This window comes from Marseilla massiliensis, from assembly GCF_023336985.1.
Lineage (GTDB): Bacteria > Bacteroidota > Bacteroidia > Bacteroidales > Bacteroidaceae > Prevotella > Prevotella intestinigallinarum.
The window spans coordinates 79,979-104,395 of the sequence record NZ_JAMBLP010000008.1 but is presented as its reverse complement, the minus strand read 5'-3'; the positions used below and the strand labels follow the sequence as shown (position 1 = coordinate 104,395).

The following is a 24,417-nucleotide window of genomic DNA, read 5'->3' as shown; positions in this document are numbered from 1 at the left end:
GAGCCCAAAAAGTTTTCCCCGAAAATATTCTTTTATATCATAAAAAGTGCCTAACTTTGCCCCAGCTAACATAAACATCACAATGGATTCAGGAAAGACATTCACTTATGAGGAGGCGTTCGCCGCTTCCTTGGAATATTTCGGTGGCGACGAGTTGGCAGCCCGCGTGTGGGTGAACAAGTATGCCATGAAGGATAGCTTCGGCAATATCTACGAGAAATCGCCCGAAGACATGCACTGGCGCATAGCCAATGAGATTGCCCGGATAGAGAAGAAGTATGCCAACCCGATGACAGCCCGCGAGGTGTTCGACCTGCTCGACCACTTCCGCTACATCATACCTGCCGGCAGCCCCATGACCGGCATAGGCAACAATCACCAGATTGCCTCGCTCAGCAACTGCTTCGTGATAGGCATCGACGGCGATGCCGACTCTTACGGAGCCATCATGCGCATCGACGAGGAGCAGGTGCAGCTGATGAAGAGGCGCGGCGGAGTGGGGCACGACATGTCGCACATACGCCCGAAGGGCTCGCCCGTCAACAACTCTGCGCTCACCTCGACAGGCCTCGTGCCGTTCATGGAGCGCTACAGCAACTCTACCCGTGAGGTGGCGCAGGACGGCAGGCGCGGTGCGCTTATGCTTTCGGTGAGCATAAAGCATCCTGACAGCGAGGCGTTCATAGACGCCAAGATGACCGAAGGCAAGGTGACCGGAGCCAATGTATCGGTGAAGATAGACGACGACTTCATGCAGGCCGCCATCGACGACCGCCCTTACGTGCAGCAGTTCCCCATCGACAGCGACACGCCCGAGTACAGAAAGGAAATCAGCGCCAAGGACCTTTGGGGCAAGATTGTGCACAACGCCTGGAAGAGCGCTGAGCCGGGAGTGCTCTTCTGGGACACTATCATCCGTGAGAGCCTGCCCGACTGCTATGCCGACTTGGGCTTCCGCACCGTCTCTACCAACCCCTGCGGCGAGATACCGCTGTGCCCTTACGACTCGTGCCGGCTCTTGTCCATCAACCTTTACTCTTATGTCATCGACCCGTTCACGCCCCACGCGCGTTTCGACTACGACCTGTTCAGGGCCCACGTGCGCGCTGCACAGCGCATAATGGACGACATCGTCGACCTGGAGCTTGAGAAGATTGACATGATAATGGCCAAGATAGACAGCGACCCGCAAAGCGCCGAGGTGAAAGGAGCCGAGCGCCACTTGTGGGAAAAGATAATGCGCAAGAGCGGCATGGGCCGCCGCACGGGCGTGGGCATCACGGCCGAGGGCGACATGCTGGCCGCCATGGGCCTTCGCTACGGCACGGAAGAGGCAACGGATTTCTCGGTCGAGGTTCACAAGACGCTGGCCCTGACCGCCTACCGCTCGTCTGTCGACATGGCCCGCGAGCGCGGCGCGTTCGAGATATACAGCGCCGAGCGCGAAAAGAACAACCCCTTTGTTGCGCGGATGCGCGAGGCCGACCCGCAGCTGTATGAGGACATGGCCAAGTACGGGCGCCGCAACATAGCCTGCCTGACCATCGCCCCCACCGGCACTACGAGCCTCATGACGCAGACAACGAGCGGCATCGAACCGGTGTTCATGCCCGTATACAAGCGCCGCCGCAAGGTGAACCCCGGCGATCCCGACGTTCATGTCGACTTTGTCGACGAGGTTGGCGACTCGTTCGAGGAGTACATAGTGTACCATCACAAGTTCCTCACATGGATGGACGTCAACGGCTACGACACCAAGAAGAAATATACGCAGGAGGAAATAGACGACCTCGTGGCCAAGTCGCCTTACTACAAGGCTACGGCCAACGACGTAGACTGGCTCATGAAGGTGCGTATGCAGGGCGCGATACAGAAGTGGGTGGACCACTCGATAAGCGTCACGGTCAACCTTCCGGCCGATGTCGACGAGGCGCTCGTCAACCGCCTGTATGTGGAAGCATGGCGGTCGGGGTGCAAGGGTTGCACCATCTACCGCGACGGAAGCCGCTCGGGCGTGATGATATCCGTGTCGAAAAAAGACAAGAAGGCCGACGGGGCGTCGCTGTCGCAAGACCCCGCGCCCTGCAAGCAGCCCGAAGTGACCGAGGTTAGGCCCAAGGAGCTGGAGTGCGACGTGGTGCGTTTCCAGAACAACAAGGAGAAATGGGTGGCTTTCGTGGGCCTGCTCAATGGATATCCTTACGAGATTTTCACCGGCCTTCAGGACGACGAGGAGGGCATTGTGCTGCCCAAGACTGTGACAAAGGGCAAGATTATCAAGCAGACCGATGAGAACGGGAAGCACCGTTACGACTTCCAGTTTGAGAACAAGCGCGGGTATAAGACAACCGTCGAGGGCTTGAGCGAGAAGTTCAACCCCGAGTATTGGAACTATGCGAAGCTCATCAGCGGCGTGCTTCGCTACCGCATGCCCATCGCCCACGTCATCAAGCTGGTGGGATCTCTGCAACTCAAGAATGAGAGCATCAACACTTGGAAGAACGGCGTTGAGCGCGCATTGAAGAAATATGTGGTCGACGGCACCGAGGCCAAGGGCCAGAAGTGTCCCGTATGCGGCCACGAGTCGCTCGTATATCAGGAAGGTTGCCTGATATGCAAGAACTGCGGAGCCAGCCGTTGCGGATAGCAGGCATGGCGGCCGCCTCGCCCACAGGGGCCGGGGCGGCCGCACCGCCTTCAGTGGCGCGTTGGCCCTGTGTGTCAATCCAAACAATCATGTCAATCAGCAACTATGGTCATTGAGTCAAGTTATGTATCTTTGCGCGAATTGCGCTTCCACGCCCGTCATGGCGTCTCGCCGCAGGAGACAGTAGTGGGGGCCGACTTCATCGTGAGCCTGCGGCTGGGCTACAACATCGAGCGGGCAATGATAACCGACGATGTGCGCGACACGTTGAGCTATGCCGATGTATATGAAGTGGTGAAACGCGAGATGGCAGTGCCCTCAAAGCTGCTCGAGCATGTTGCCGGGCGCATTGCCGACGCCTTGTTGCTGGCGTTTCCCGCCATCACCTCCGTCGACCTGAGCGTCACCAAGGTCAATCCGCCCATGGGGGCGCATTGCCTCGGGGCCGGTGTCGAGATACACTTAATAAATAATAAAACTCGTTGAATTGTTCGGGTTTTTGTGGATTAATAGCTACTTTTGCATAATTTAAATGCGATATGGGCAAAAGGTACGTTGCGTTATTGGGTCTGTTAGTGTTGTTTGCCACTGTGGTTGTAGCGGCAAACAAGCGTTTCACGCTGGTCATTGATGCCGGCCATGGAGGCAACGACGCCGGGGCGCGGGGCAAGTTCTCGAAAGAAAAGAACATCAACCTTAACGTGGCGCTGGCCTTCGGGCGCTATGTGGAGCGCAACTGCCCCGACGTCAGGGTGATATACACACGCAAGACAGACGTCTTCGTGACCCTGCACGAACGGGCCAACATTGCCAACCGCAACAAGGCCGACCTGTTTGTGTCGATTCATACCAACGCCCTGCCCAAGGGAAAGATTGCCCGGGGTATGGAGACATACACCCTGGGAATGCACCGAGTGGCCGACAACCTCGACGTGGCAAAGCGCGAGAACTCGGTGATATTGTACGAAGACAACTACAAGCAGCATTACGAGGGGTTCGACCCACGTTCGTCTGAGAGCTACATCATGTTCGAGTTTCTGCAAGACCGCAACATGGCCAAGAGCGTAGAGCTGGCCAAATATGTGCAGAAACGCGCCTGCGCCGAGGCCGGCAGGCCCAACAAGGGCGTCAAGCAGGCCGGGTTCCTGGTGCTGCGCGAGACGTCGATGCCCAGCTGCCTCGTAGAGCTCGGCTTCATAACCACGCCCGACGAGGAGAACTACCTCAACTCTTCCGACGGCGTCGACGCCCTGGGGCGTGGCATATACAAGGCTTTCGTGGATTACAAGCGCAAGTACGACCGTTCGGTCACCGTGCCCTTCCAGCCTGACTCCGACGACGAGATACGCATACCCAGCGTTGTGCCCGACGAGGACAAGCCAGCCAGGCAGACGCGACGCCAAAGGCGTAAGCGCGAGAAAGAAGAGGCCGAGGAGGCAAAGGCCGTGCGCGACGACGCCGCGAGCATAGCCGCCGACCTTGCCAAGGCCCGTGGCGGCGAGCAGCAGGCGCCTGCCGAGGCGGCAGCCAAGGCCGGAGATGAGGTTGCCAGGCCCGGTGCCGACGGCAGCCGCGCCATGGCAGCCGACGGCAATGGCGCAGCCAAGGTGGCCGAAGCCGCCGAGGCACAGCCGGCCCCGGCCCGCCAACCGGATGCACAGCAGCCCGACGTGCCGGTGTTCAAGGTGCAGATAATGGCCAGCGGTAACAGCCTGCCGGCAGGAAGCAAGCAGTTTAAGGGCCTCGACGGCGTGGAATGCTATGAAGACGGAGGCCTGTATAAATACACCTACGGCTCTTCTGCCGACTACAACGAGATATACCGGTTGCGCAAGAGCGTGCTCGACAAGTTTCCCGAGGCGTTCATCGTGGCCTTCAAAGGCGGTTTGCGCACCGACGTGGCGGCAGCCATACGTGAGTTTAAGCAAAACCGAAATAACAAGAAATAAGACATAAAGCTTATGAAATTCTTCAATCGAGAGGTGCAGATAGCCCTCGTGGCCATCGTCGGGGTGGTAGTGCTGTTCTTCGGACTGCAGTTTCTGAAAGGCTTGAGCTTGTTTTCAGATGAGGATGTCTATTATGTGTCGTTCGACGACATAAGCGGGCTTTCTGCCTCAAGCGCCGTCTATGCCGACGGTTACAAGGTCGGGGTGGTCAAGGACATTGTCTACGACTACGGTAGGCGCGGCAACATAGTGGCCGAGATAGGCCTCGACAAGAACCTGAGGCTGCCAAAAGGCTCGACGGCAGAGATAGAGAGCGACATGCTCGGCAACGTAAAGATAAACCTGATGCTGGCCAACAACCCCGTGGAGCGTGTGGCCGTGGGCGACACCATACGCGGCGGCAAGGCCTCGGGCATGCTCGGCAAGGCCGCCGACATGATACCGGCGATAGAGCGCATGCTGCCCAAGCTCGACTCGATAATGGCGCGCCTGAACGTGCTGCTGGCCGACCCGGCCGTGGAGAACTCTCTGCACAACGTCGACGAGATAACGTCGAACCTCACCACCACCACTGCCCAGCTAAACACTCTCGTGGCCGGGCTCAACAAGAGAGTGCCGGGCATGATGGCCAAGGCCGACGGAATACTCGACAACACGGGCAAGCTGACAAAGAACCTGAGCGAACTCGACGTGGCAGCCACCATGGCCCGCGTGGACGCAACGCTCGAGAATGTGCGCCAGATGACCGACAAGCTGAATAGCAACGAGGGCACCCTGGGGCTGCTCATGCGCGACCCGTCGCTCTACAACAACCTAAACTCCACTGTCAAGAGCGCCGACTCGCTCATGATCGACCTGAGGCAGCACCCGAAGCGCTACGTACACTTCTCGGTGTTTGGGCGGAAAGACAAATGACCTGTTGCCATCTGTGGCAAAGGTTGGCGCGGGCTTTTGCAACGACCGGGGCCCTTCGGTGCAAGTCGCTGCCTGCCAGCGTGTTGCACCGAAGGGCTTTTGGTGTTGTAAAACGGCCCGTTTTGCAGCGTCAAACGGCCCATATCGCAATGCCGAACGGCCCGTTCTGAAACTCTGCATGCCGCAGGTGTCCAAACGGTGTCGATGCGGTTGATTTGCAGGCAGGCCACAGTCTTTGGCATCCGGGCATCTGCGAGGCTGCCCCCGTGGCGGGCCAATATGCCTGCGGGCGGCCATTCGCGCTTATGGCGCGTGGCTGTGTTGGAGCCACAGCCATACGGCGGGGGAAAGGCCTGATGGGGCTTGGCGGCCATGACCATGGCCGCCAATGGTTAGCATGCCAACGTGACGTCGCCGCGCGGGCCGCCTGCAATTGCAATGTCGGCTTTGCAGTACCTAATTTTTATTTTGTCTAAATAAGAAACCGCTTTCGGAGTGTTGCCTTCGCTGAGTCGCAAACGCTTGATACAAGCCCGTTTCGGCCTCATTGCGGCCCATAGTCGGCATGCGCGTCCGGCCTGCGGCATCCCGGTAACAATCCGTTGTATTCCAAGATGTTACAATCTTGCAACAGCGCAAACCCGTGGCATGGCGCCACTTTGCGTTTAACTGCCCGTAAATAAGCACGTTACATGCAGTAGAGGCATGAAGGCCAAAACGCGCGGATTTGCTTGTTTCAGAAAAAATTGCGATATTTGCACACCGAAATCAGCATCGGCTTTAATTAAGTAATGAGCAACGCCAAATGGTAAACAGTCATAAGGCGCTTTGGGGCAAGTGCCTTGATTTGATCAGGGAGAACGTCACGGAGCAGCAATTCAAAACGTGGTTCGCGCCAATAGTGTTCGAGTCTTTTTCGGCCTCGACCAATACATTGTTGTTGCAGGTGCCAAGCCATTATGCCTATGAGTACCTGGAGCAGTATTACGTTGGGTTACTCAACAAGGTGTTGGCCCGTTGTTTCGGGGCGAACGTGGTGTTGCGATACCGCATAGTGACCGACCAGGAGCACCATCTCACCCAGGAAGTCGATGCTGAGCAGCCTGCCGACATTGAGCCGCCGCGCGCCGCAAGGGCCAACCAGGCGCCCACCACGCTCGACGCCGCCGTGCCGCAAGGGCTGAACCCCCAGCTCAACCCCCGCCAAACGTTCTCTAATTTCATCGAGGGCGACAGCAACAAGCTGCCGCGTACCGTCGGCATATCTATTGCCGAGCACCCGGGGAAGTCTACTTTCAACCCCTTCTTCATCTACGGGCCGTCGGGATGCGGCAAAACCCACCTTGTCAACGCCATCGGAGTGCGCTGCAAGGAGCTCTATCCGCAGAAGAGGGTGCTCTACGTAAGCGCCCGCCTGTTTCAGGTGCAGTTCACCGATGCTGTGAGGCAGAACCGCGTCAACGATTTCATCAACTTCTACCAGACCATCGACATGCTCATTGTCGACGACATTCAGGAGTGGGCCACGGCCGTCAAGACGCTCGACACGTTCTTCCACATATTCAACCACCTGTTCCGCAACGGCAAGCAGATAATACTGGCCAGCGACCGGCCGCCCGTAGACCTGCAGGGAATGAAAGACAGGTTGCTCACCCGCTTCAGCTGCGGGCTTATCGCCGAGCTCGAGAAACCCAACGTGCAGCTGTGTGTCGACATACTTAACTCAAAGTGCCGGCGCGACGGATTGAAGATACCGACCGACGTAATCACCTTCATTGCCTCTACGGCCAACGGCAGCGTGCGCGACCTTGAGGGCGTGATCAACTCGCTCCTGGCCTACTCGGTGGTGTATAACTGCAACATCGACATGCGTCTGGCGGAGCGGGTGATAAAGCGCGCGGTGAAGATAGACAACCGGCCGCTCACCGTCGACGACATTCTCGAGAAGGTGTGCGCCCACTTCAACGTGACCACACAGAACGTTTTCAGCCGCAGCCGCAAGCGCGACTATGTGCTGACGAGGCAGATATCCATGTACTTCGCGCAGAAGTACACCAAGATGCCGGCCTCGCGCATAGGCCAGCTGATAGGCAACCGCGACCACTCGACCGTCATCCACAGTTGCTCAACGATAGAGAAGAGGCTCAAGGTGGACAAGGCTTTCGTGGAAGAAATGAATAGCATAGAGAACGCTTTCCGCCTTAAGAAATAGGCGGTGAGCCACAGCGTTCCTCTCTCCGAATAGGGCTGCCCCAGACAAGGCAGCCTTTCGTCGTTTCTATGGCCATGGCGTGGCGCCCGGGTGCGGCTGGCGCCCACGTCGCATTGGCCTGGGCTGCGGGGGCGGTTACGGCCGTATGCCGTTGCCATGCGTAGATTGCCTGTTGCGAAACGAGGGTGTTTGCTTTGTCGTCCATAGTGTTCGCCGCGGGAGCAATGCAGCCCCCTCATTCCAGTTGTCCTTGCCTTGTGTCCATGTTGCGGCATTTTCTTTCTGTGGTTTCGCCTTTTTTGCTTATCTTTGCAAACCCGGCAAAAAGTCCGGGCATGTTATTTTATTTTTAATTACCAATCAAATGTACAAACCAAATTTCTACAAGCGCGAGGTCTTTGTGTTCCGCCGTTTCGGTCGCAAGGGCTATTCACTCTTTGCTTGTTTGGGGCGTGAGGTGGTGATAAGCACCCTGAGTGCGTTCACCCTTACCCATGCCACGGCCAAAGGCGTCAGCATCAAGCCAATCAAGGCTGACACCATAGCGGCCGCCACAGACAGGGAGATGATTCTCGGCGAGGTCAGTGTGACCGGCACGAGGGCGCCGCTGGCCTCCGGCCGCACCGTGAGAATGGTTCGTGTGCTGACAAAGGCGGACATTGCCACTGCGCCAGCGCAGAGTGTAAACGACTTGCTGAAGCTCGCCGTCGGCGTTGACGTGAGGCAGCGCGGCCCCATAGGCGCTCAGACCGACGTGAGCATCAGGGGCGGAAACTACGAGCAGATAGCCATATTGCTCAACGGCGTCAACATCTGCGACCCGCAAACGGGGCACAATGCCTTCGATTTCCCTGTTGATATTTCTGAAATCGAGCGCATTGAAGTATTGGAAGGGCCGGCCGGCCGAGTCTACGGCACATCGTCGCTTTCGGGTGCCATCAACATCGTCACTTCTTCGCCAATGCGTACTTCGGCCTATGCGCGCGCCGAGGGCGGAAGCTATGGCTATGCCTCGGCAGCTGTGAGGCTGGCACTGTCGGGCGGCAATGCTGGCAACAGCATCTCGGGCAGCTACACGCGGAGCGACGGCTACAGCCGCAACAAGGCGGGAGGGCTCAATGCCGACTACAGTGGCGGCAAGGCGTTTTACCAAGGCGCCTATGCAGGCGATGGCATCGCCGTGCGCTGGCACGCCGGCATGAGCATAAAAGACTGCGGGGCCAACACGTTCTACGGCGTCTCGTCCGACGACCAGTTTGAGCACACCATGAAGACATACACCGCATTGCAGGCCGAGGCCCGTGCCGGGGCGTTCCGCTTGCGTTCTTCTATATATTGGAATCACGGCGCCGACCGCTTCGAGTATTTCCGTGGCTCGGAAGTCAAGAGCCCGTTCAACTATCACCGCTCCGACGTGTTCGGCGTCAGCGTGGGCGGATATTTCGACTCGCCCCTGGGCCGTACCTCGGTCGGGGCAGAGCTGCGCAACGAGGACGTGGTGAGCACCAAGCTCGGCGAACCGCTGTCAAGGCCGCATCATATCCATGGCACCGACCGTGACTATAAGTATGGGCTGAACCGCACAAACGTCAACCTGATGCTTGAGCACAATGTGGTTTGGCGCGGACTGACGGTCTCGGCAGGGCTCGTGGCGGCCAAGAACTCATGGAACGACATGAACATGAGGGTTTATCCGGGTGTCGACATCAGCTATGCCATAGGCCGCTCGTTGACGGTGTTTGCCTCGTGCAACACGTCGTTGCGCATGCCGTCGGTCACTGAGCTGTATTATTCGGTGGACGGTCACAAGGCCGACAAGTACCTGAAGCCGGAAGAGCTGACGGCCTTTGAGGGCGGCGTTAGGTATGCCTCGGGGGCCGTGCAGGCCGAGGCTTCGGTTTACCACAACCGTTACAAGAACATGATAGACTGGGTGCGCCATACGTCCGACGGGCCCGATGCTTCTTGGGAATCGGTGAATTTCACGCGTATCAATGCCTTGGGCGTGGAAGCCTCGCTCAGGCTGGGGCTCGACCGGCTCATGCCTTCGCAGCATGTGTTGCGGTCGTTGGCCGTCAGCTATGGCTACATCGACCAGGACAAGGCCAACACCGACGGCCTGGAGAGCAAGTATTCGCTAGAGTATCTGCGCCACAAGCTGGTGGCCTCGCTTGGCGTCAGCGTGGTGCGCAACGTCTCGCTCGGGCTTAGCTGCCGCTGGCAAGACCGCACGGGGATATACACCGACACGGGTGGTATGAAGCAGTCGTATTCTCCTTATGCCGTGGCCGACGCGCGGCTGGAGTGGCTGGTAAGGCCTTGCAAGATGTATGTCGAGGCCAACAACCTTCTGAACACTACTTACGTAGACTATGGCAATGTGCCGCAGCCAGGATTCTGGTTTGTGGCCGGGGCCTCTGTCGAACTGTGACAGTGACACTGTCAGGCCGGAAGCGCGCCCTGCACCCATGTGTTCCATGCGCATGCGGGGGCCTTCCGGCCTTTTCGTTGGGCGGCGCCGGCGGCTTCGCCCACCAGTCACACTGTTGCCGTGGCATTGGTCTTGGCCTCTCGCTGTGTGTGCAGCCAATGCCGCAAGTTGGCAGTGGCGTGGCCATCGGTGCCGTGTCGACGGTTGACGGTGCCGATGGGTGTATGTCAGAACGCATCGGGGGGCAGGCGCCAATGGCACCTGCCCCCCGTTGTAGGTAGTTGCTGCCGCGGCAGCCCCTTTGTCATTTCTTGACTATACGCTTGGTCTCGCCGTCTGTCTTCACTATGTATACTCCGGGAGCGAGCCCCGAGAGGTCGGCCTCTGTGCCCCTTTGGCGCCTCAGGCAAGTTCCGGCAAGGTTGAATATGGCTATGTCGTGCATTGTGTCCACATCGGTATGGGCCGTCTCTACGCCCGATGTTGATCCGATGGTGATGGTGAGCGAGTTGTTGCTGTCAGGCCCGATGGTCAGCGGTGTGAGGCCGTTGAGGCTGAACACCTGCACCTTGAACTTGTCGCCGGCCTTGGCGTTGGGCAGCGACCCGTTGAATGTCACCGTCTTTTTTTCATCTTTCCCAATGTAAATGTTGCTTATGAAATAAGTGGTTCCGTGCGAGTTGTTTTGCGGGAACAGGTAAGCATACAGTTTCCCGCCGTAGAAACCGTTGGTGCACCCGATGCTGGCAGTGAACGTGATGTCGTCGGCCGAGGCGTTGTCGGCGTCGGCCATGGCAATCGGCGCTGCCATTGTGAGCTTCGGTTGGCCTGATGGCGTCTCGGTCACGCTGATTGTTTGACTGTCGCCCAACGGCGTTCCGTATTCCGTTATCACTAAGAGGTCGTAGTTGCCGGTGGCGTTCGGGGCCGTCATGGTAAACTCCAGGTTGACGCTTTCGCCCTGTGGCACGTCGATGAGTGTTATTTCCGACTTGTCGGTTATCTGCAAAGAGCCCTGCGGCGCTATGGCAAGCTGAATGTTGCCCACATATTCTTTGCCGCTGTTGCTTAGTGTAGCCTCTACCGTAAACTGCTGTCCGGCATACGGGGTCGACGTGGCGTTGATGGCCGTCGTGGTTATTTCAGGCTCGCTTTCTGTCGGGTATGAGAATTTGATAGACCCGTCTTGTTCGGTCTTTGCGACTATGTATTGGCGCTGCGTTATCTTTGTGAGCATCTTGTACCACGTGCCTGTGGCGTTGTCTCGGTAGGCGGGGTATACCTTGTAGGTGCCTTCGGCCTGCGGGAAATTGCTCATTGGCACATTCATTGCGTTGTAGCCAGTGGCCGGGCTGTAGTTTACCGTAGTGTTGTAAACCTCGAGGAAAGTGCTGTTGCCGTTGGCGTCTTCAACCATTATCCCAAGGGTCATGTTGCAGGTGATGCTGGTGTAGTTGTAGAATCCGCCGCTGAAGGTCACCGTGGCCCACGAAGCCGTGTTGGCGGGTGACACAGCGAACCTGCCCGTGCAGTACATAAGCGGCTCGTATGTAGACCCCGTCTCGGCCGGCCTTATGTTCAACGCGGCCTCCTGGCCGTAGTTGAAGCCCGACGCGGCGCCTCCCGTTCCCTGCTCATAGGGGTCGAGTGCCGTTGTCAGGAAGTAGCCGTTGCTCACGCCTCCCCATCCCCAGTTTAGGTGGAAATAGCCGTTTTTGTATCCGTCGATGACGAAAGCGTGGCCCTCGTTCTTTGTTGTCAGTCCGGTATAGAATATTGGGTAGCCGCTTGCAAGGCTGTTGTAGAGCATCTCGTTCCACTCTTCAATGCCGTAGTAGTCGCGTGACAACATGTTGACACTTGGGTCGTAGCTGAAGTATTTCTCCAATGCCACCAGGCTGATTATGCTGCTTGCGCCGCTGCTTGAGGGCCCGTACTGCATGTCGCTGGCCACGCCGACGTCGTACATCAGGCGTGCAACGGCGTTCTTCGATGCCTGTGTGCTCGTAGAGTTGTATGTGTCGGTCATCGACTCCCAGTCATACGTGCTCTGGCTGAAGTCGGCCGACAGGCTGCCGGCCTTCTGCCCGTTGACATACCAGGCGTAAGCATGGTATCCTTTGCCGGTTTGCGGCCACTTGTGGTAATACATTATCTGTGCCAGGGCGGTGGCGGCGCATCCCGTGGGGCACTTCACCCCGTAGTAGGTGGGGCAGAGAGAGTTGTAGGGAGAGTTCTGGTCCCACTTCGATTTTGTAAGCGGTGCAATGGCATCGTATACAGGCAAGGCCCTTTTGAGCTTGTCTCTGCTGTTTGTGGCGTCGCTGCCGGCGGCGTGTTCGAGCTCGCGCTCATATTCGCCCAGCCACCAGCGCATGGCTTCGGGCATGTTGTCGGCGCTGAAAGTGCCCTCGTCAGAGTAGCCCAGCACCTCGGCTGCGGCGCGGTCGTCGGCGGCCACTATGACGAAGCCGTCTTTCTGGCCCCGGTTGAAGGCGTAGTAAGCTTTTGACGTATGGGCGAGCCTTATCGTGGCAGAGGCTCCCTGGGCAGGCGCTTTGGCCATTCCTGTGTTGCTGTTGAAGAACTTGCTGGCGATGGTCTTCGCCTGCTCAGTTGTTATCTGTCCTGCCCATGCTGCGTTTGCCAGTAAGGTTAGGGCAATGATCAATAGTGATTTTCTCATACGTTATTATGTTTGAATTTGGCTTTCTGTGATATTTTATGCATAATCCGATACTTTGCAAAGTTAAGGAATTTAAGCGATTGTTTGGTGTTTTGGTGTTTGTTTAACTATGGTTAACAGTGTGTTATAAGCAATGAGCTCCTGTACAGAGTTAAAGTATGTTGCATTTTGACTAATTTTGCCTGTCTTTTCAAATATTATGCGTAAGTTTGCAATGACAAAATGAAGCCAATAACTAGCAACAAACAAAATTTCCAGATATGAGCAAATTTACATCTTATGCAGTTGCCGCATTGCTGTCGGCAACGGCAACAGTGTCAGATGCGCAGAATACGCCTGTCAGTCGGATGGAGCATCTGACCCGTGGCGTGGTGGCTGTGCCTGCATCTTCGGGCAACGGTATGTTCGTCAGCTGGCGTATGTTCGGCACCGACGACGACCTGACCACCTTCGACCTTCTGCGCGATGGGGTGGTTGTGAAGAAAGACATAGTGGACAAGACCAACTATGTAGACGTCAACGGCTTTACGTCAAGTGAGTACCAGGTGGTCGCCAAGCACAATGGCGTTGAGGTAGACCGCTCCGAGCCGGTGACAGGATGGTCGAACCTGTACATGCAGATACCCCTCGACAAGCCTGCCGACGGCAACGTCAAGGGCAGCGCTTATTCCTATTCGCCCAACGACTGCAGCGTCGGCGACGTGGATGGTGACGGAGAATACGAGATAATACTTAAGTGGGACCCGTCAAACTCGAAGGATAACTCGCATTCGGGATATACGGGCAATGTGCTCATCGACTGCTACAAGCTCGACGGCACCAAGCTGTGGCGCGTCGACCTCGGCCAGAACATACGCGCCGGGGCCCATTACACCCAGTTCCTTGTTTACGATTTCGACGGCGACGGCAAGGCCGAGATGATGTGCAAGACAGCTACGGGAAGCAAGGACGCCACCGGTGCTTATGTCAACTCGGTGGCAACAGACCCCGACATACAGTCGGCCGACAACGAGAAGGACTGGCGCAACAGCAGCGGGAAGGTGACCGGGGGCCAGGAATACCTCACGGTGTTCGACGGAGAGACCGGCAAGGCCATGCACACCGTGTTCTACAACCCGAACAGGGCCATGGGATATGGCGGCGCTCCCGGATGGACTGTAAACTGGGACGACCGTAGCGGCAAGGAAGACAAGGAGTATGGCAACCGCGGTGAGCGCTACCTGGCAACGGTGGCCTATCTCGACGGCCCCGACAAGAATCCCTCGGCAGTGTTCGTTAGAGGCTACTATACGTTTGCCTTCCTATGGGCCGTGGGCTTCGACGGCAAGGAGATAACCACCAAGTGGCTGCATTCGGCCAAGTCGAAGACCAAGTACACGGTGACATATCCCGACGCAGACGACTTTACCCAGATGCCCGGCAAGAGCACGAGTGGCACAGGCAGCTATACGGCATACGGCAATGGCAACCACAACCTCTCGGCGGGCGATGTCGACGGTGACGGGTGTGATGAGATTGTTTGGGGCGGCTGCGCCATCGACCAGGACGGAAAGCAACTCTATGCCACGGGCTACGGACATGGCGACGCCATGCACCTGAGCGACCTGATGCCCGACCGTCCGGGCCTGGAGGTGTTCACCGTGCATGAAAGTTCGCCTTACGGGTGGAACATCCACGATGCCGCAACGGGCGAGATACTGCATTATTCAAAGGGAAGCGGTGACAACGGCCGTGGCCTTGCCGCCGACATCGACTTGAACAGCAGGGGATTTGAGTTCTGGTCGTCGAACGACCGGAGCATACGCAGTGCCGTCGACGGAAGCGTGGTGAGCACGAAGTCGACGACGGTCAACTTCCGTACATACTGGGACGGCGACCTTGATGACGAGATTCTTGACGGAAACAAGATGGACAAATGGATTGGCGACGGCACTGAACGCATTTACCCCATCAGCGGCAAGAACTTCTATGACATAGCAAACTCGTCGACCTGCAATGGAACGAAGAACACTCCGAACCTCCAGGCCGACATTCTCGGCGACTGGCGCGAAGAGTTGATATTCTGGGATGGCAGCGACGCTGCCCACCTCAATGTGTTTACGACTAACGTACCGACAGACTTCCGTGTGCCGACGCTGATGCACGACCATGTCTACCGCCTCGGAGTGGCATGGCAGAATGTGGCCTACAACCAGCCTCCTCACCTCGGCTATTACCTGCCCGACTATTTCTCTACCCGTTACGCCGTCCTGGGCGAGGGTGGGTTTGAGCAGACCGTCGCCTTGGGCGAGCCCATCAAGGACATTGAATGCAGGTGGGTGAACAGCAACGCGCCTTCGCTCTACAACTGCATTGCACCCGACGGTACCGAGACAAAGACCGCGCCGGAGGGATTCAAGTTTGTTCGCAACACCTATACAACAAAGACATTCACCTTGTCGGGCACGCCTATGATGGAAGGTCTGTATGAGTTTGTGATAAAGAGCGGTGCCAACGTCGTCGACAATTCCACCAAGTATGATACCATCCGCATCAACTGCGTTGACCCCTCGGGCATAGTGGATGCCTCGACTGCCGGCGATGGCGGATGGGCAAGAGTGGTTGGCGGTGTCTTTGCAGACCAGATTGCAATCGACGTCAATGTCAGCGGACAGCAAGACGTGGCTGTAAGCATCTATAATGCGGCCGGTGCCCAAGTGTTCGGCAGGCAGTATGGTGTGGCAGGCAGCTCAAGGCTGACTGTCGACGGCCTCGGAAACCTCCGCGAGGGCATATATGTGCTGCGCGTGGAATCTGCAAGCGGACGCTACGTCAAGAAGCTCATCAAGCGCTAAAAATGGACGTTTGACACGATAATCGTACGATATTCCCATATTGCTTATGGTGGTTTTGTCGTATCTTTGCATAAGATAAGCTGCACTCGGGAATGTGCAAGCCAGCTTGCATTCCTCTCGTTTGCATTATCTTTGCATAAGATAAGCTGCACTCGGGAGCGTTCCCTTGGTTCATTGCAGCTTAGACTGGGACTCAGATACACAAAGCAAACTATATAAGTAATATGGGAATATTTTTTAGGAACCTGTTTATTGTCGGGGGTATCGCGCTGGCTATGAATGCCGAGGCGCGCGATACATACAACTTCAACTCCGGCTGGAGAATCGAAAAGCAGAAAAATCTCGTCACCCTTCCGCATGCGTGGAATGAAGACGAGGCCTTCAAGGTGTACATCAACCAAATGAGTGACTCGGTGATATGGTACCGGAAGACGTTCCGCATGCCCGAGAGCGCCGAGGGCAAGCGTGTCTTCATTGAGTTTGAGGGCGCCCGCCAGGCTGCCGAGGTGTTCCTCAACGGTGAGCGGGTGGGGCTCCATGAAAACGGGGTGATGGCCTTTGGCTTCGACCTTACGCCTTATTTAAAGAAGGGGAAGAACGAGATAGAGGTTCGAACGGACAACGACTGGCGCTACCACGAGCGTTCTACGAACTCAACATTCCAATGGAACAACAACAACTTCAACTCAAATTACGGCGGACTTACCAAGAATGTGAGGCTTCATGTGGTTGACGACGTCTACCAGACGCTGCCGCTCTACAGCAACCTGAAGACCACCGGCGTGTACATCTATGCCAAAGACTACGACATAAAGGGCCGGCAGGCAACCATCTGCGTTGAGAGCGAGGTGAAAAACGAGACCGACCGGCCTGTGACGCGCCGCCTCGAAGTGGCCGTCAACGAGCTTGACGGAGCCGAGGTTTGCGGCTTTGCCAGCGAGGAGGTGACCATTCCGGCCCACGGCACAGCCATACTGAAAGCCCAGTGCAGGGCTTACAACCTGCATTTCTGGAGCTGGGGATACGGCTACCTTTACGATGTCAAGACAACAGTTGGGGCCGACGAGGTGGTAACACGCACGGGCTTCCGCAAGGCCGAGTTCAAAAACGGCATGGTTTATCTCAACGACCGGGTCATAATGCTGCACGGTTATGCACAGCGCACAAGCAACGAGTGGCCCGGGGTGGGCATGTCTGTGCCGGCATGGCTGAGCGATTACTCCAACGACCTGATGGTGAAGAGCGGCGGAAACCTTGTGCGCTGGATGCACATCACGCCGTGGAAGCAAGACGTGGAGTCGTGCGACAGGGTGGGCCTGATACAGGCCATGCCGGCCGGCGACGCCGAGCGCGACGTTGAAGGCCGCCGTTGGGAGCAGCGCGAGGAGCTGATGCGTGACGCCATCATCTACAACCGCAACAACCCAAGCATACTTTTCTATGAGTGCGGAAACCAGAAGATATCGAAAGACCACATGATTTCGATGAAAGCCATACGCGACCAGTACGACCCCAACGGCGGGCGCGCCATAGGCAGCCGCGAGATGCTCGACCGTCCCGAGGCCGAGTATGGCGGCGAGATGCTGTATGTCAACAAGAGCGACACCAAGCCGATGTGGATGATGGAGTACTGCCGCGACGAGGCTTTGCGCTGGTATTGGAACTCATGGTCGTATCCTTTCCACAAAGAGGGCGACGGCCCGCTCTACCGCAACGCCCCTGCCGACGCTTACAACCACAACAACGATGAGTTTGCCCGCGAGCTTGTTGCACGCTGGTATGAGTATTGGCTGGAGCGGCCGGGCTCGGGCACAAAGGTCAATTCGGGCGGCGCAAAGATTGTGTTCAGCGACACCCAGACCCACGGGCGTTCGGCCGACAACTACAGGGTGAGCGGTGTTGTCGACCCAATGAGGGTGCCCAAGGATGCTTTCTTTGCCCACCAGGTGATGTGGGACGGATGGGTAGACGACCTAAAGCCGCGCACTTACATCGTGGGCCATTGGAACTATAAGCCCGGCGAGGTGATACCTACGGTCTATGTGGTGTCGAATGCCGACAGCGTGGTGCTCGAGCAGGGCGGGCAGCGCATAGCCCCCACGGAGCACAAATATAGGTTCCTCTATGTGTTCAACGACTTGAAGTATGCCGCCGACAGGCTGACGGCCATCGGCATGGACAGGCAGGGGCGCCAAGTGTCGTCGTATTCGCTCGAGACATCGGGCCCTGCCGACCACATTAAGCTCACTGCCATCGAGAACCCCACGGGCTGGAAGGCCGACGGGGCCGACGTTGCGCTCGTCCAGGTCGAGGTGGTCGACAAGCAGGGGCGCCGTTGCCCGCTCGACAACAGCCTGATAAAGTTTGAGCTCGACGGCCCGGCCGAGTGGCGCGGAGGTGTGGCCAAGGGCAAGGACAACCATGTGCTCTGCGACACCCTGCCTGTTGAGTGCGGCGTCAACCGTGTCATGTTGCGCTCGCTCGCCAAGGCCGGGACCGTGAAGCTCACGGCCAAGGCCGAAGGCATGGCCCCAGCCACGATAACACTGCGCACGTCTGCAGTCGAAGTGGCCGACGGACTGTCCAGGTGGCTGCCCTCCGACGGGCTTAAGCCTGTGCTCGACCGCGGCGAGACTCCCGACGAACCGTCGTTCAGCCAGTGGCGCCGCGGGGTGCAGATAGTGTCGGCCAAGGCCGGCAGCGGCAACGACGTGCGCCTGAGTTTCGACACGTTTGAGAACACGTCGTGGGAGAGCAGCAACCGCCTCGACTCTGCCTGGGTGACATACACGCTGGCCGAGAACACGCAGATTGACGACATTTGTGTGAAGATGAAGGGCTTCCGCTCTACTACATACCCGATAGCTGTCTATGCGGGCGACTCGCTCGTGTGGGAGGGATGGACGCCCAAGGCGCTGAGCTACATACACATACCGCTGAAGAATGCCCCAAAGACCAACACCATCACTATACGTTCGCGTGGGGCCAGCACCACAAAGGATGCTTTCGGCGCCGTGCAGGAGCTTGACGCCCGGAACAACGACAAGGCCGTGAAAGGCAAAAACTCGCTTAAGATTGTCGAGATTGAATTCTTGAAAAATCTTTGATGTGCATTTGCCGGCCCCGTGGCTTGAAAACATAGAAGCCACGGGGCCGGCTTTTTCATGTGCATCGGTAGATGCAGGCCGCAAGGAATGCGTCTGGCAGCATGCCTTGCATGGCCGCCGCCGGCATGATGTTGCTGCCTTGCATTGTAAGCATGCAACATGGGGGCGGCGTTGCCCTGCCGTGCCGGGGGCTTTTTTTAGGATGGTGGCGGATGTATATGCGGCATGCATATCTGGCAATTGTAGTGCTTGCGCGTGGCAGCATGCCAGTTGCTTTTGCAATCGGCGGGCCGTCGTGCCGCCCTGCCGTTGTTTGGAAATGCGCGCCATGCTTGCCAATTGCCTTGCCCGTCTTGCGCCATTTTGCCTGCCGCTCTGTGCGGCCTCGGCCTGCGGCCCGATTGCCAAGGGCGGCATGTCTACGGCTCGGCAATTCGGCTGAAACACCGGTTGCCCGGGCCTGCTGTTGTGATTTAAGCCCTTTGTCGGGCAGAATGATGGTTCTGTTTTGTGGATTATGTGGTTTATATGCGATATGCAGCGAAATTCGAGCATCTAAACTCGCAATAATTGTAATGTGATATTTATCTTTGCATGCGTGGCAGCGTCCATGGCCGGGCGCATTCCATACGGAGCGTTGTGTTGCCGCAGCTGTCGCCTCGTTGCGATGCGGCTCGCGGCCCATCGCATCTTGAAGTAGGCAATTACAGTGATATTGCGATATGATATAAATAGATTCGGATTTTTTGAGGGTGTTGCGTCGTGAGGCGCGGCACCCTTTGTTTTGTATTGTGGCCTGCTGTGGGTGGCCTCGGCCTTGGGCGCTTTGCTTCCGCAGCCGGGTTGGCGTGCGGTCTTGGCGCTCAGGGGCCTGCTTCGGCAAACAGCCTGGCCTGCAGCGGGTTGCGTGGCTGGCAGCCCTGCCGTTGCAAAACGGGCCGTTCCGCCTTGCGATATGTGCCGTTTGGCAGTGCTGCATGGGCCGTTTTGCAAGGCGGAACGGCCCGTTTTGCAACTCCTGACGGCAGGCCTTGCCGTATGCCTGCGTTTTCGTTGGCCTTTGGTGGCATGCCGACGACGGTTGGCTTTGGCGTCGGCCGTGCCCGCCGGTCCCGGCATGTCATGGTGGCGCCATGTGTGCCGCATGTCGTGGGCGGATTGACAAATGAATGGAAAACACCAAAAAAAGCATCCGTTTTGTTGCGGGTTTGCGATAGAAAGGTTATATTTGCATCACAATAGATGTCCGATGCATATATTCGGAACGGCTGCCTGTAGTGGCATGTTGCCGCCGTCTGTGAGTCGGCGCTGTAGGGCAGCGGGCTCATGGCCGCCGTCGTGGTGGCGCAATTGGGTTTGATAGGGTGTCTGTTTGGTGTCACCGCCATTGGCCGTCAGGCGTGGCAATGCGGCCATGGCTTCATGCCGGCGTTGCCGCAGGGCGCCACGGTGCAAGAGCCTCCGCCTTCTCCGCCTTTCGGCCCATGGCGGCTCGCTTCAGGTCGCAGCGGTTTGTCCGCGCGTACATTTATATATTAATATTATCGTTATGAACGTTTTGTCATTCATCAAACGTTGGTCGCTGGTGGTGTCTCTGTTGGCAGGCACCCTCATTTATCTGCTCTTTTCCCGCGTTTCCTTTCTGGAGCCGATAGGAGCCGATGCCGAGCCGCTGTTGGTTGGCGCGCTGCCGGTGTTGCTCTTCGTGCTTCTGTTCGTCACATTTTGCAAGATCGACGTGCGCGACCTGCGCCCGCGGCCGTGGCACTTCTGGCTGCAGCTGTTGCGCATCGTGCTGTCGTTGGCCCTTGTGGCCGGCATAGTGTGCGCCGGAGTGCCGGGCGTCAGGCTTGTACTCGTTGGGGTTTTCGTGTGCGTGGCCTGCCCTACGGCGGCCGCCGCGGCCGTTGTCACCGAGAAACTTGGCGGCAGCATAGCCTCGATGACCATATATACCATCATCGACAATGTTGTCACGTCTGTTGTCGTTCCGCTGCTCCTGCCGCTCATCGAGCGCGGTGTCGACGTGTCGTTTTTCACGGCCATGCTCATGGTGCTGCGCAATGTGGCCTTTGTGCTGGTCGTACCGTTGGCGCTGGCGCTGTTGTGCCGCAGGTTGGTGCCCCGCATCACGTCGGCCATTGCCGGCGTGCGCAACCTCGCATTCTATATCTGGTGCGTCAACCTGGCCATCGTCACGGGCGTCACCGTGCGCAACATCCTGCATGCCACGGTGTCGGGCTCAACGCTTGTCATGCTGCTCGCGCTCCCGCTGTTGGTCACCCTGGCCCTCTTTGCCATGGGCAAGGCCGTGGGCCATGCCTATGGCGACAGTGTGAGCGCTGGCCAGGCGCTCGGCCAGAAGAACACCGTGGTGGGAATATGGATAGCGCTCACGTTTCTCGACCCGCTGTCGGCGTTGGCGCCCGGTGCCTACGTGATATGGCAGAACCTTGTCAACGCCTGGCAGATATGGTATAAGGAAAAGTATGGCCGGGTGAAGTGGTGAGCCCGTGGCGAGGCGTGCTGTGGGCGAGGTGTAATGTATTTTTCACGCCGCTGAAACAGAAATGTAGCACAGGTTAAATAATTTTGCACGAGATAAATATATTTTAGATATGGAGAGCAAGAAGAGCCGCAAAGACTGTCGCTATGTTGAACGCGACCTCAGTTGGATGTACTTTAACCGCAGAATACTGCAGGAGGCAGAGAAACAGAATGTACCGGTGCTTGAGCGAATGTCGTTTCTCGGCATATACTCAAACAACCTCGACGAGTTTTTCCGCGTCCGTGTGGCATCGCTCAGCCGCATTGCCGAGTCGAAGGAGAAAATACCCAAGGCCGACAGGGTGAGGGCCAAGGCCACGATAAAGGAAATAAACCGCCTCAACGCCGCATACAACAAGGAGTTTGAGCACACCGTGGGCGTGGTTACCGACGACCTGGCCAAGCACGGCATACGCTTGCTTCATGAGACCGACCTCAACGAAGAGCAGAAGACATACATCAGGCGGCTCTATCTTGACAAGCTCAACGGGTCGACAAACCCCGTGTGGCTTAACGAAATCAAGGAGATAGGCGACACCGACGACGACAGCATATACCTGGCCGTGAAGCGTTCGCGCTGGCAGGCCGACAAGAAGAACCCCACGATCACCCATGCCCTCATCAAGGTTCCCGACCGCGAGGTGGGGCGCTTTGTGGTATTGCCGCCCAGCGACGGCTTTGCCAACATCATGTACATAGACGACGTGGTGCGGTTCTGCCTGCCGCTGATATTCATCGGCGCCGGTAAGTGCACCTACGAGGCCTATTCCTTCAAGTTTACCAAGGATGCCGAGATGGACATCGACAACGACCTGAGCTACGGCGTGGTGCAGAAGGTGGCCAAGGGCGTCAAGAGCCGCAAGCGCGGCGAGCCCATACGCGTTATCTATGACGAGCGCATGCCCAAGGACTTGTTGCGGAAGATAATGTCGAAACTGAACGTCGACCAGCTGGACACCATCGTAAGCGGCGGCAGATATCAGAACCACAAAGACCTGATGGGCTTTCCCGATTGCGGCAAGTCGGAGTTGCGCTATCCGTCGTGGACGCCCATTGTCAAGCCCGAGCTGGAGACCGAAGACTGCATTCTTGACACCATAAGGGGCAAAGACCGCTTCTTGCACGTGCCATACCATTCGTTCAACAGTTTCATACGACTGCTGCGCGAGGCTGCGCTCAACCCCGACGTGCGCGAGATACAGGCCACGCTTTACCGACTGGCCAAGGATTCGAAGGTTGTCAACACCCTCATCTGTGCGGCGCGCAACGGCAAGAAGGTCACCGTGGTCATCGAGTTGCTGGCCCGTTTCGACGAGGAGAGCAACATCAAGTGGAGCAAGCGCATGCAGGAAGCCGGCATCGAGGTGGTGTTCGGCGTCGAAGGGCTCAAGGTTCACTCCAAGCTCGTTTACATAAATTGCAAGGGCGGCGACATTGCGTGCATCGGCACGGGCAACTTCCACGAGGGCAACGCCAAGATATATACCGACTATATGGTCATGACGGCCAGGCCCACGCTTGTGCGTGAGGTGAAAAAGGTGTTCGAGTTCATCCGCAAGCCATTCAAGCCCGTCAGGTTCCGAGAGCTCCTCGTGTCGCCAAACGACATGAAACCGCGCATACTGAGGCTCATTGACAACGAGATAAAAAACGCGAAGGCCGGCATCGATGCCTGGATACGCATGAAGATAAACCACATCACCGACGAGGATGTGGTGGAGCGGCTCTACGACGCCGCAGCGGCCGGGGTGAAGATTGACATCGTTTTGCGCGGCAACTGTTCTCTCATGCCGTCGAATGTCGACAACATGCACGTGGTGGGCATCATCGACCGCTACCTCGAACACTCGCGGATACTGATTTTTGCCAATGGCGGGACGCCACGGTATTACATGGGCAGCGCCGACTGGATGCCGCGCAACCTCGTCAACCGTGTCGAGGTGCTTACACCGGTCTACGACGAGGACTTGCAGCGCGACCTGGCGCGGACTGTGGATTACGGCTTGCGCGATACCACCAACGGGCGCATTGTCGACGGTTTCGGCAAGAACGAAATGCAGCAGGGCGAGCCCTTCCGCTCGCAGGAGCACCTGTATGTCGACTATCTCAAGGAATCTCAAGAATACAACAACATAAGGAACTGATTATGGAAAACAGCAATTTCGCAGCCATCGACATTGGGTCTAACGGGGCGCGCCTGCTCATCAAGAACGTGATTGAGGACGCAGGGGGCAACTATGAGTTCAACAAGGTGCTGTTCCTCCGTATACCGTTGCGGCTGGGCAAGGATGTGTTTACCATCGGTGAGATATCTCCCGAGCGCGAGCGCATGATGATGTGCATGATAAAAAGCTACAAGCAGCTCATGAAGCTATACCGGGTGGTGGAGTACAGGGCATGTGCCACGTCGGCAATGCGCGACGCTGTCAACGGTCAGAAGATTCTGAAAAAGATACGCAAGGAGACAGGCATCAACATCGAGATTATCCCCGGAAGCGAGGAGGCACGCCTGCTTTGCGACAATTCTGTAGAAAGCGGATATGCGCGCAAGGGCAATTATGCCTATATGGATGTGGGCGGAGGCAGCACCGAGATTTCGATGATTAGCGACGGGCGCATCGTGGGCAGCTGCTCTTACAACCTCGGCACGCTGCGCATCCTCGGCGGGGCCGTAGAAGAGGGCGAGGTGGAGAAGATGAAAGAAGAGCTGGCTGCATATGCCGCCGACTATAAAGACATCTCCATCATAGGCTCCGGGGGCAACATCAACAAGCTGTGCAGGCTGTACGACAGCGGCAAGGGCAAGAAGTCGAAGGACACGCTGCCGGTTGACGGATTGCGCAAGGTGTACGACGAGATGAAGGGAATGACTTACCGCGAGCGCATCGACCGCTATTCGCTCAAGCCCGACAGGGCCGACGTGATAATACCGGCGGCAGAGCTGTTTCTCACCGTGGCCGACGCGCTGGGGTGCCAGCAGATACATGTGCCCAACATATCGCTGGCCGATTGCATCATCGACGGGCTTTACAAGAAACTGAAAGACTCGCCCATCAAGGCATGAGGGCGGCTTTTAGGTAGGAATTGTT

12 protein-coding genes are annotated in these 24,417 nt (G+C 57.3%); 11 read left to right on the top strand and 1 reads right to left on the bottom strand.

All coding sequences use genetic code 11. The features are described 5' to 3' along the window. The first annotated feature begins 82 nt into the window (after window positions 1-82). The 6 genes from M3089_RS07835 to M3089_RS07810 all read left to right on the top strand — a co-directional run bounded on the left by M3089_RS07835 (window position 83) and on the right by M3089_RS07810 (window position 10,154). Window positions 83-2,647, top strand: a complete 2,565-nt coding sequence (locus M3089_RS07835; RefSeq protein ID WP_249083156.1) for an adenosylcobalamin-dependent ribonucleoside-diphosphate reductase — start codon at window positions 83-85, stop codon at window positions 2,645-2,647. Between the two features lie 105 nt (window positions 2,648-2,752). Continuing rightward, window positions 2,753-3,133 (top strand): dihydroneopterin aldolase, encoded by a 381-nt coding sequence (folB, locus tag M3089_RS07830; protein WP_205109040.1) that lies wholly within the window; start codon window positions 2,753-2,755, stop codon window positions 3,131-3,133. A 53-nt stretch (window positions 3,134-3,186) separates the two neighbouring features. Further along, a complete protein-coding gene (locus tag M3089_RS07825) occupies window positions 3,187-4,596 on the top strand; it encodes an N-acetylmuramoyl-L-alanine amidase family protein (protein WP_249083154.1) in 1,410 nt (469 codons plus the stop codon). Window positions 4,597-4,608: 12 nt separating this feature from the next. After that, window positions 4,609-5,511, top strand: coding sequence for an MlaD family protein (locus M3089_RS07820; RefSeq protein ID WP_205109043.1), 903 nt, complete (start codon window positions 4,609-4,611; stop codon window positions 5,509-5,511). Between the two features lie 805 nt (window positions 5,512-6,316). Beyond that, window positions 6,317-7,723 carry a chromosomal replication initiator protein DnaA gene (gene dnaA, locus M3089_RS07815; protein ID WP_249083152.1) on the top strand — a complete coding sequence of 469 codons (1,407 nt, stop codon included), beginning with the start codon at window positions 6,317-6,319 and terminating at the stop codon, window positions 7,721-7,723. Window positions 7,724-8,087: 364 nt separating this feature from the next. Next, window positions 8,088-10,154: a TonB-dependent receptor plug domain-containing protein gene (locus tag M3089_RS07810; protein ID WP_249083150.1), complete on the top strand. Its 2,067-nt coding sequence runs from the start codon at window positions 8,088-8,090 to the stop codon at window positions 10,152-10,154. 304 nt (window positions 10,155-10,458) lie between these two features. Here the strand turns inward: M3089_RS07810 and M3089_RS07805 are convergent, their stop codons facing one another. Beyond that, window positions 10,459-12,840 carry a C10 family peptidase gene (locus tag M3089_RS07805; RefSeq protein ID WP_249083148.1) on the bottom strand — a complete coding sequence of 794 codons (2,382 nt, stop codon included), beginning with the start codon at window positions 12,838-12,840 and terminating at the stop codon, window positions 10,459-10,461. Window positions 12,841-13,100: 260 nt separating this feature from the next. Between M3089_RS07805 and M3089_RS07800 the strand changes: the two genes are divergently transcribed. The 5 genes from M3089_RS07800 to M3089_RS07780 all read left to right on the top strand — a co-directional run bounded on the left by M3089_RS07800 (window position 13,101) and on the right by M3089_RS07780 (window position 24,392). Continuing rightward, entirely contained in the window at window positions 13,101-15,674 is a 2,574-nt protein-coding gene (locus M3089_RS07800) for a rhamnogalacturonan lyase family protein (protein ID WP_249083146.1), read from the top strand. 224 nt (window positions 15,675-15,898) lie between these two features. Beyond that, a complete protein-coding gene (locus M3089_RS07795; protein WP_249083143.1) occupies window positions 15,899-18,781 on the top strand; it encodes a glycoside hydrolase family 2 protein in 2,883 nt (960 codons plus the stop codon). Window positions 18,782-20,330: 1,549 nt separating this feature from the next. Then, window positions 20,331-21,290, top strand: a complete 960-nt coding sequence (locus M3089_RS07790) for a transporter (protein ID WP_249083141.1) — start codon at window positions 20,331-20,333, stop codon at window positions 21,288-21,290. A gap of 109 nt (window positions 21,291-21,399) precedes the next feature. Continuing rightward, window positions 21,400-23,472: an RNA degradosome polyphosphate kinase gene (locus M3089_RS07785; protein WP_249083139.1), complete on the top strand. Its 2,073-nt coding sequence runs from the start codon at window positions 21,400-21,402 to the stop codon at window positions 23,470-23,472. Between the two features lie 2 nt (window positions 23,473-23,474). Continuing rightward, window positions 23,475-24,392, top strand: coding sequence for a Ppx/GppA phosphatase family protein (locus M3089_RS07780; RefSeq protein WP_249083138.1), 918 nt, complete (start codon window positions 23,475-23,477; stop codon window positions 24,390-24,392). The last annotated feature ends 25 nt before the right edge of the window (window positions 24,393-24,417 follow it).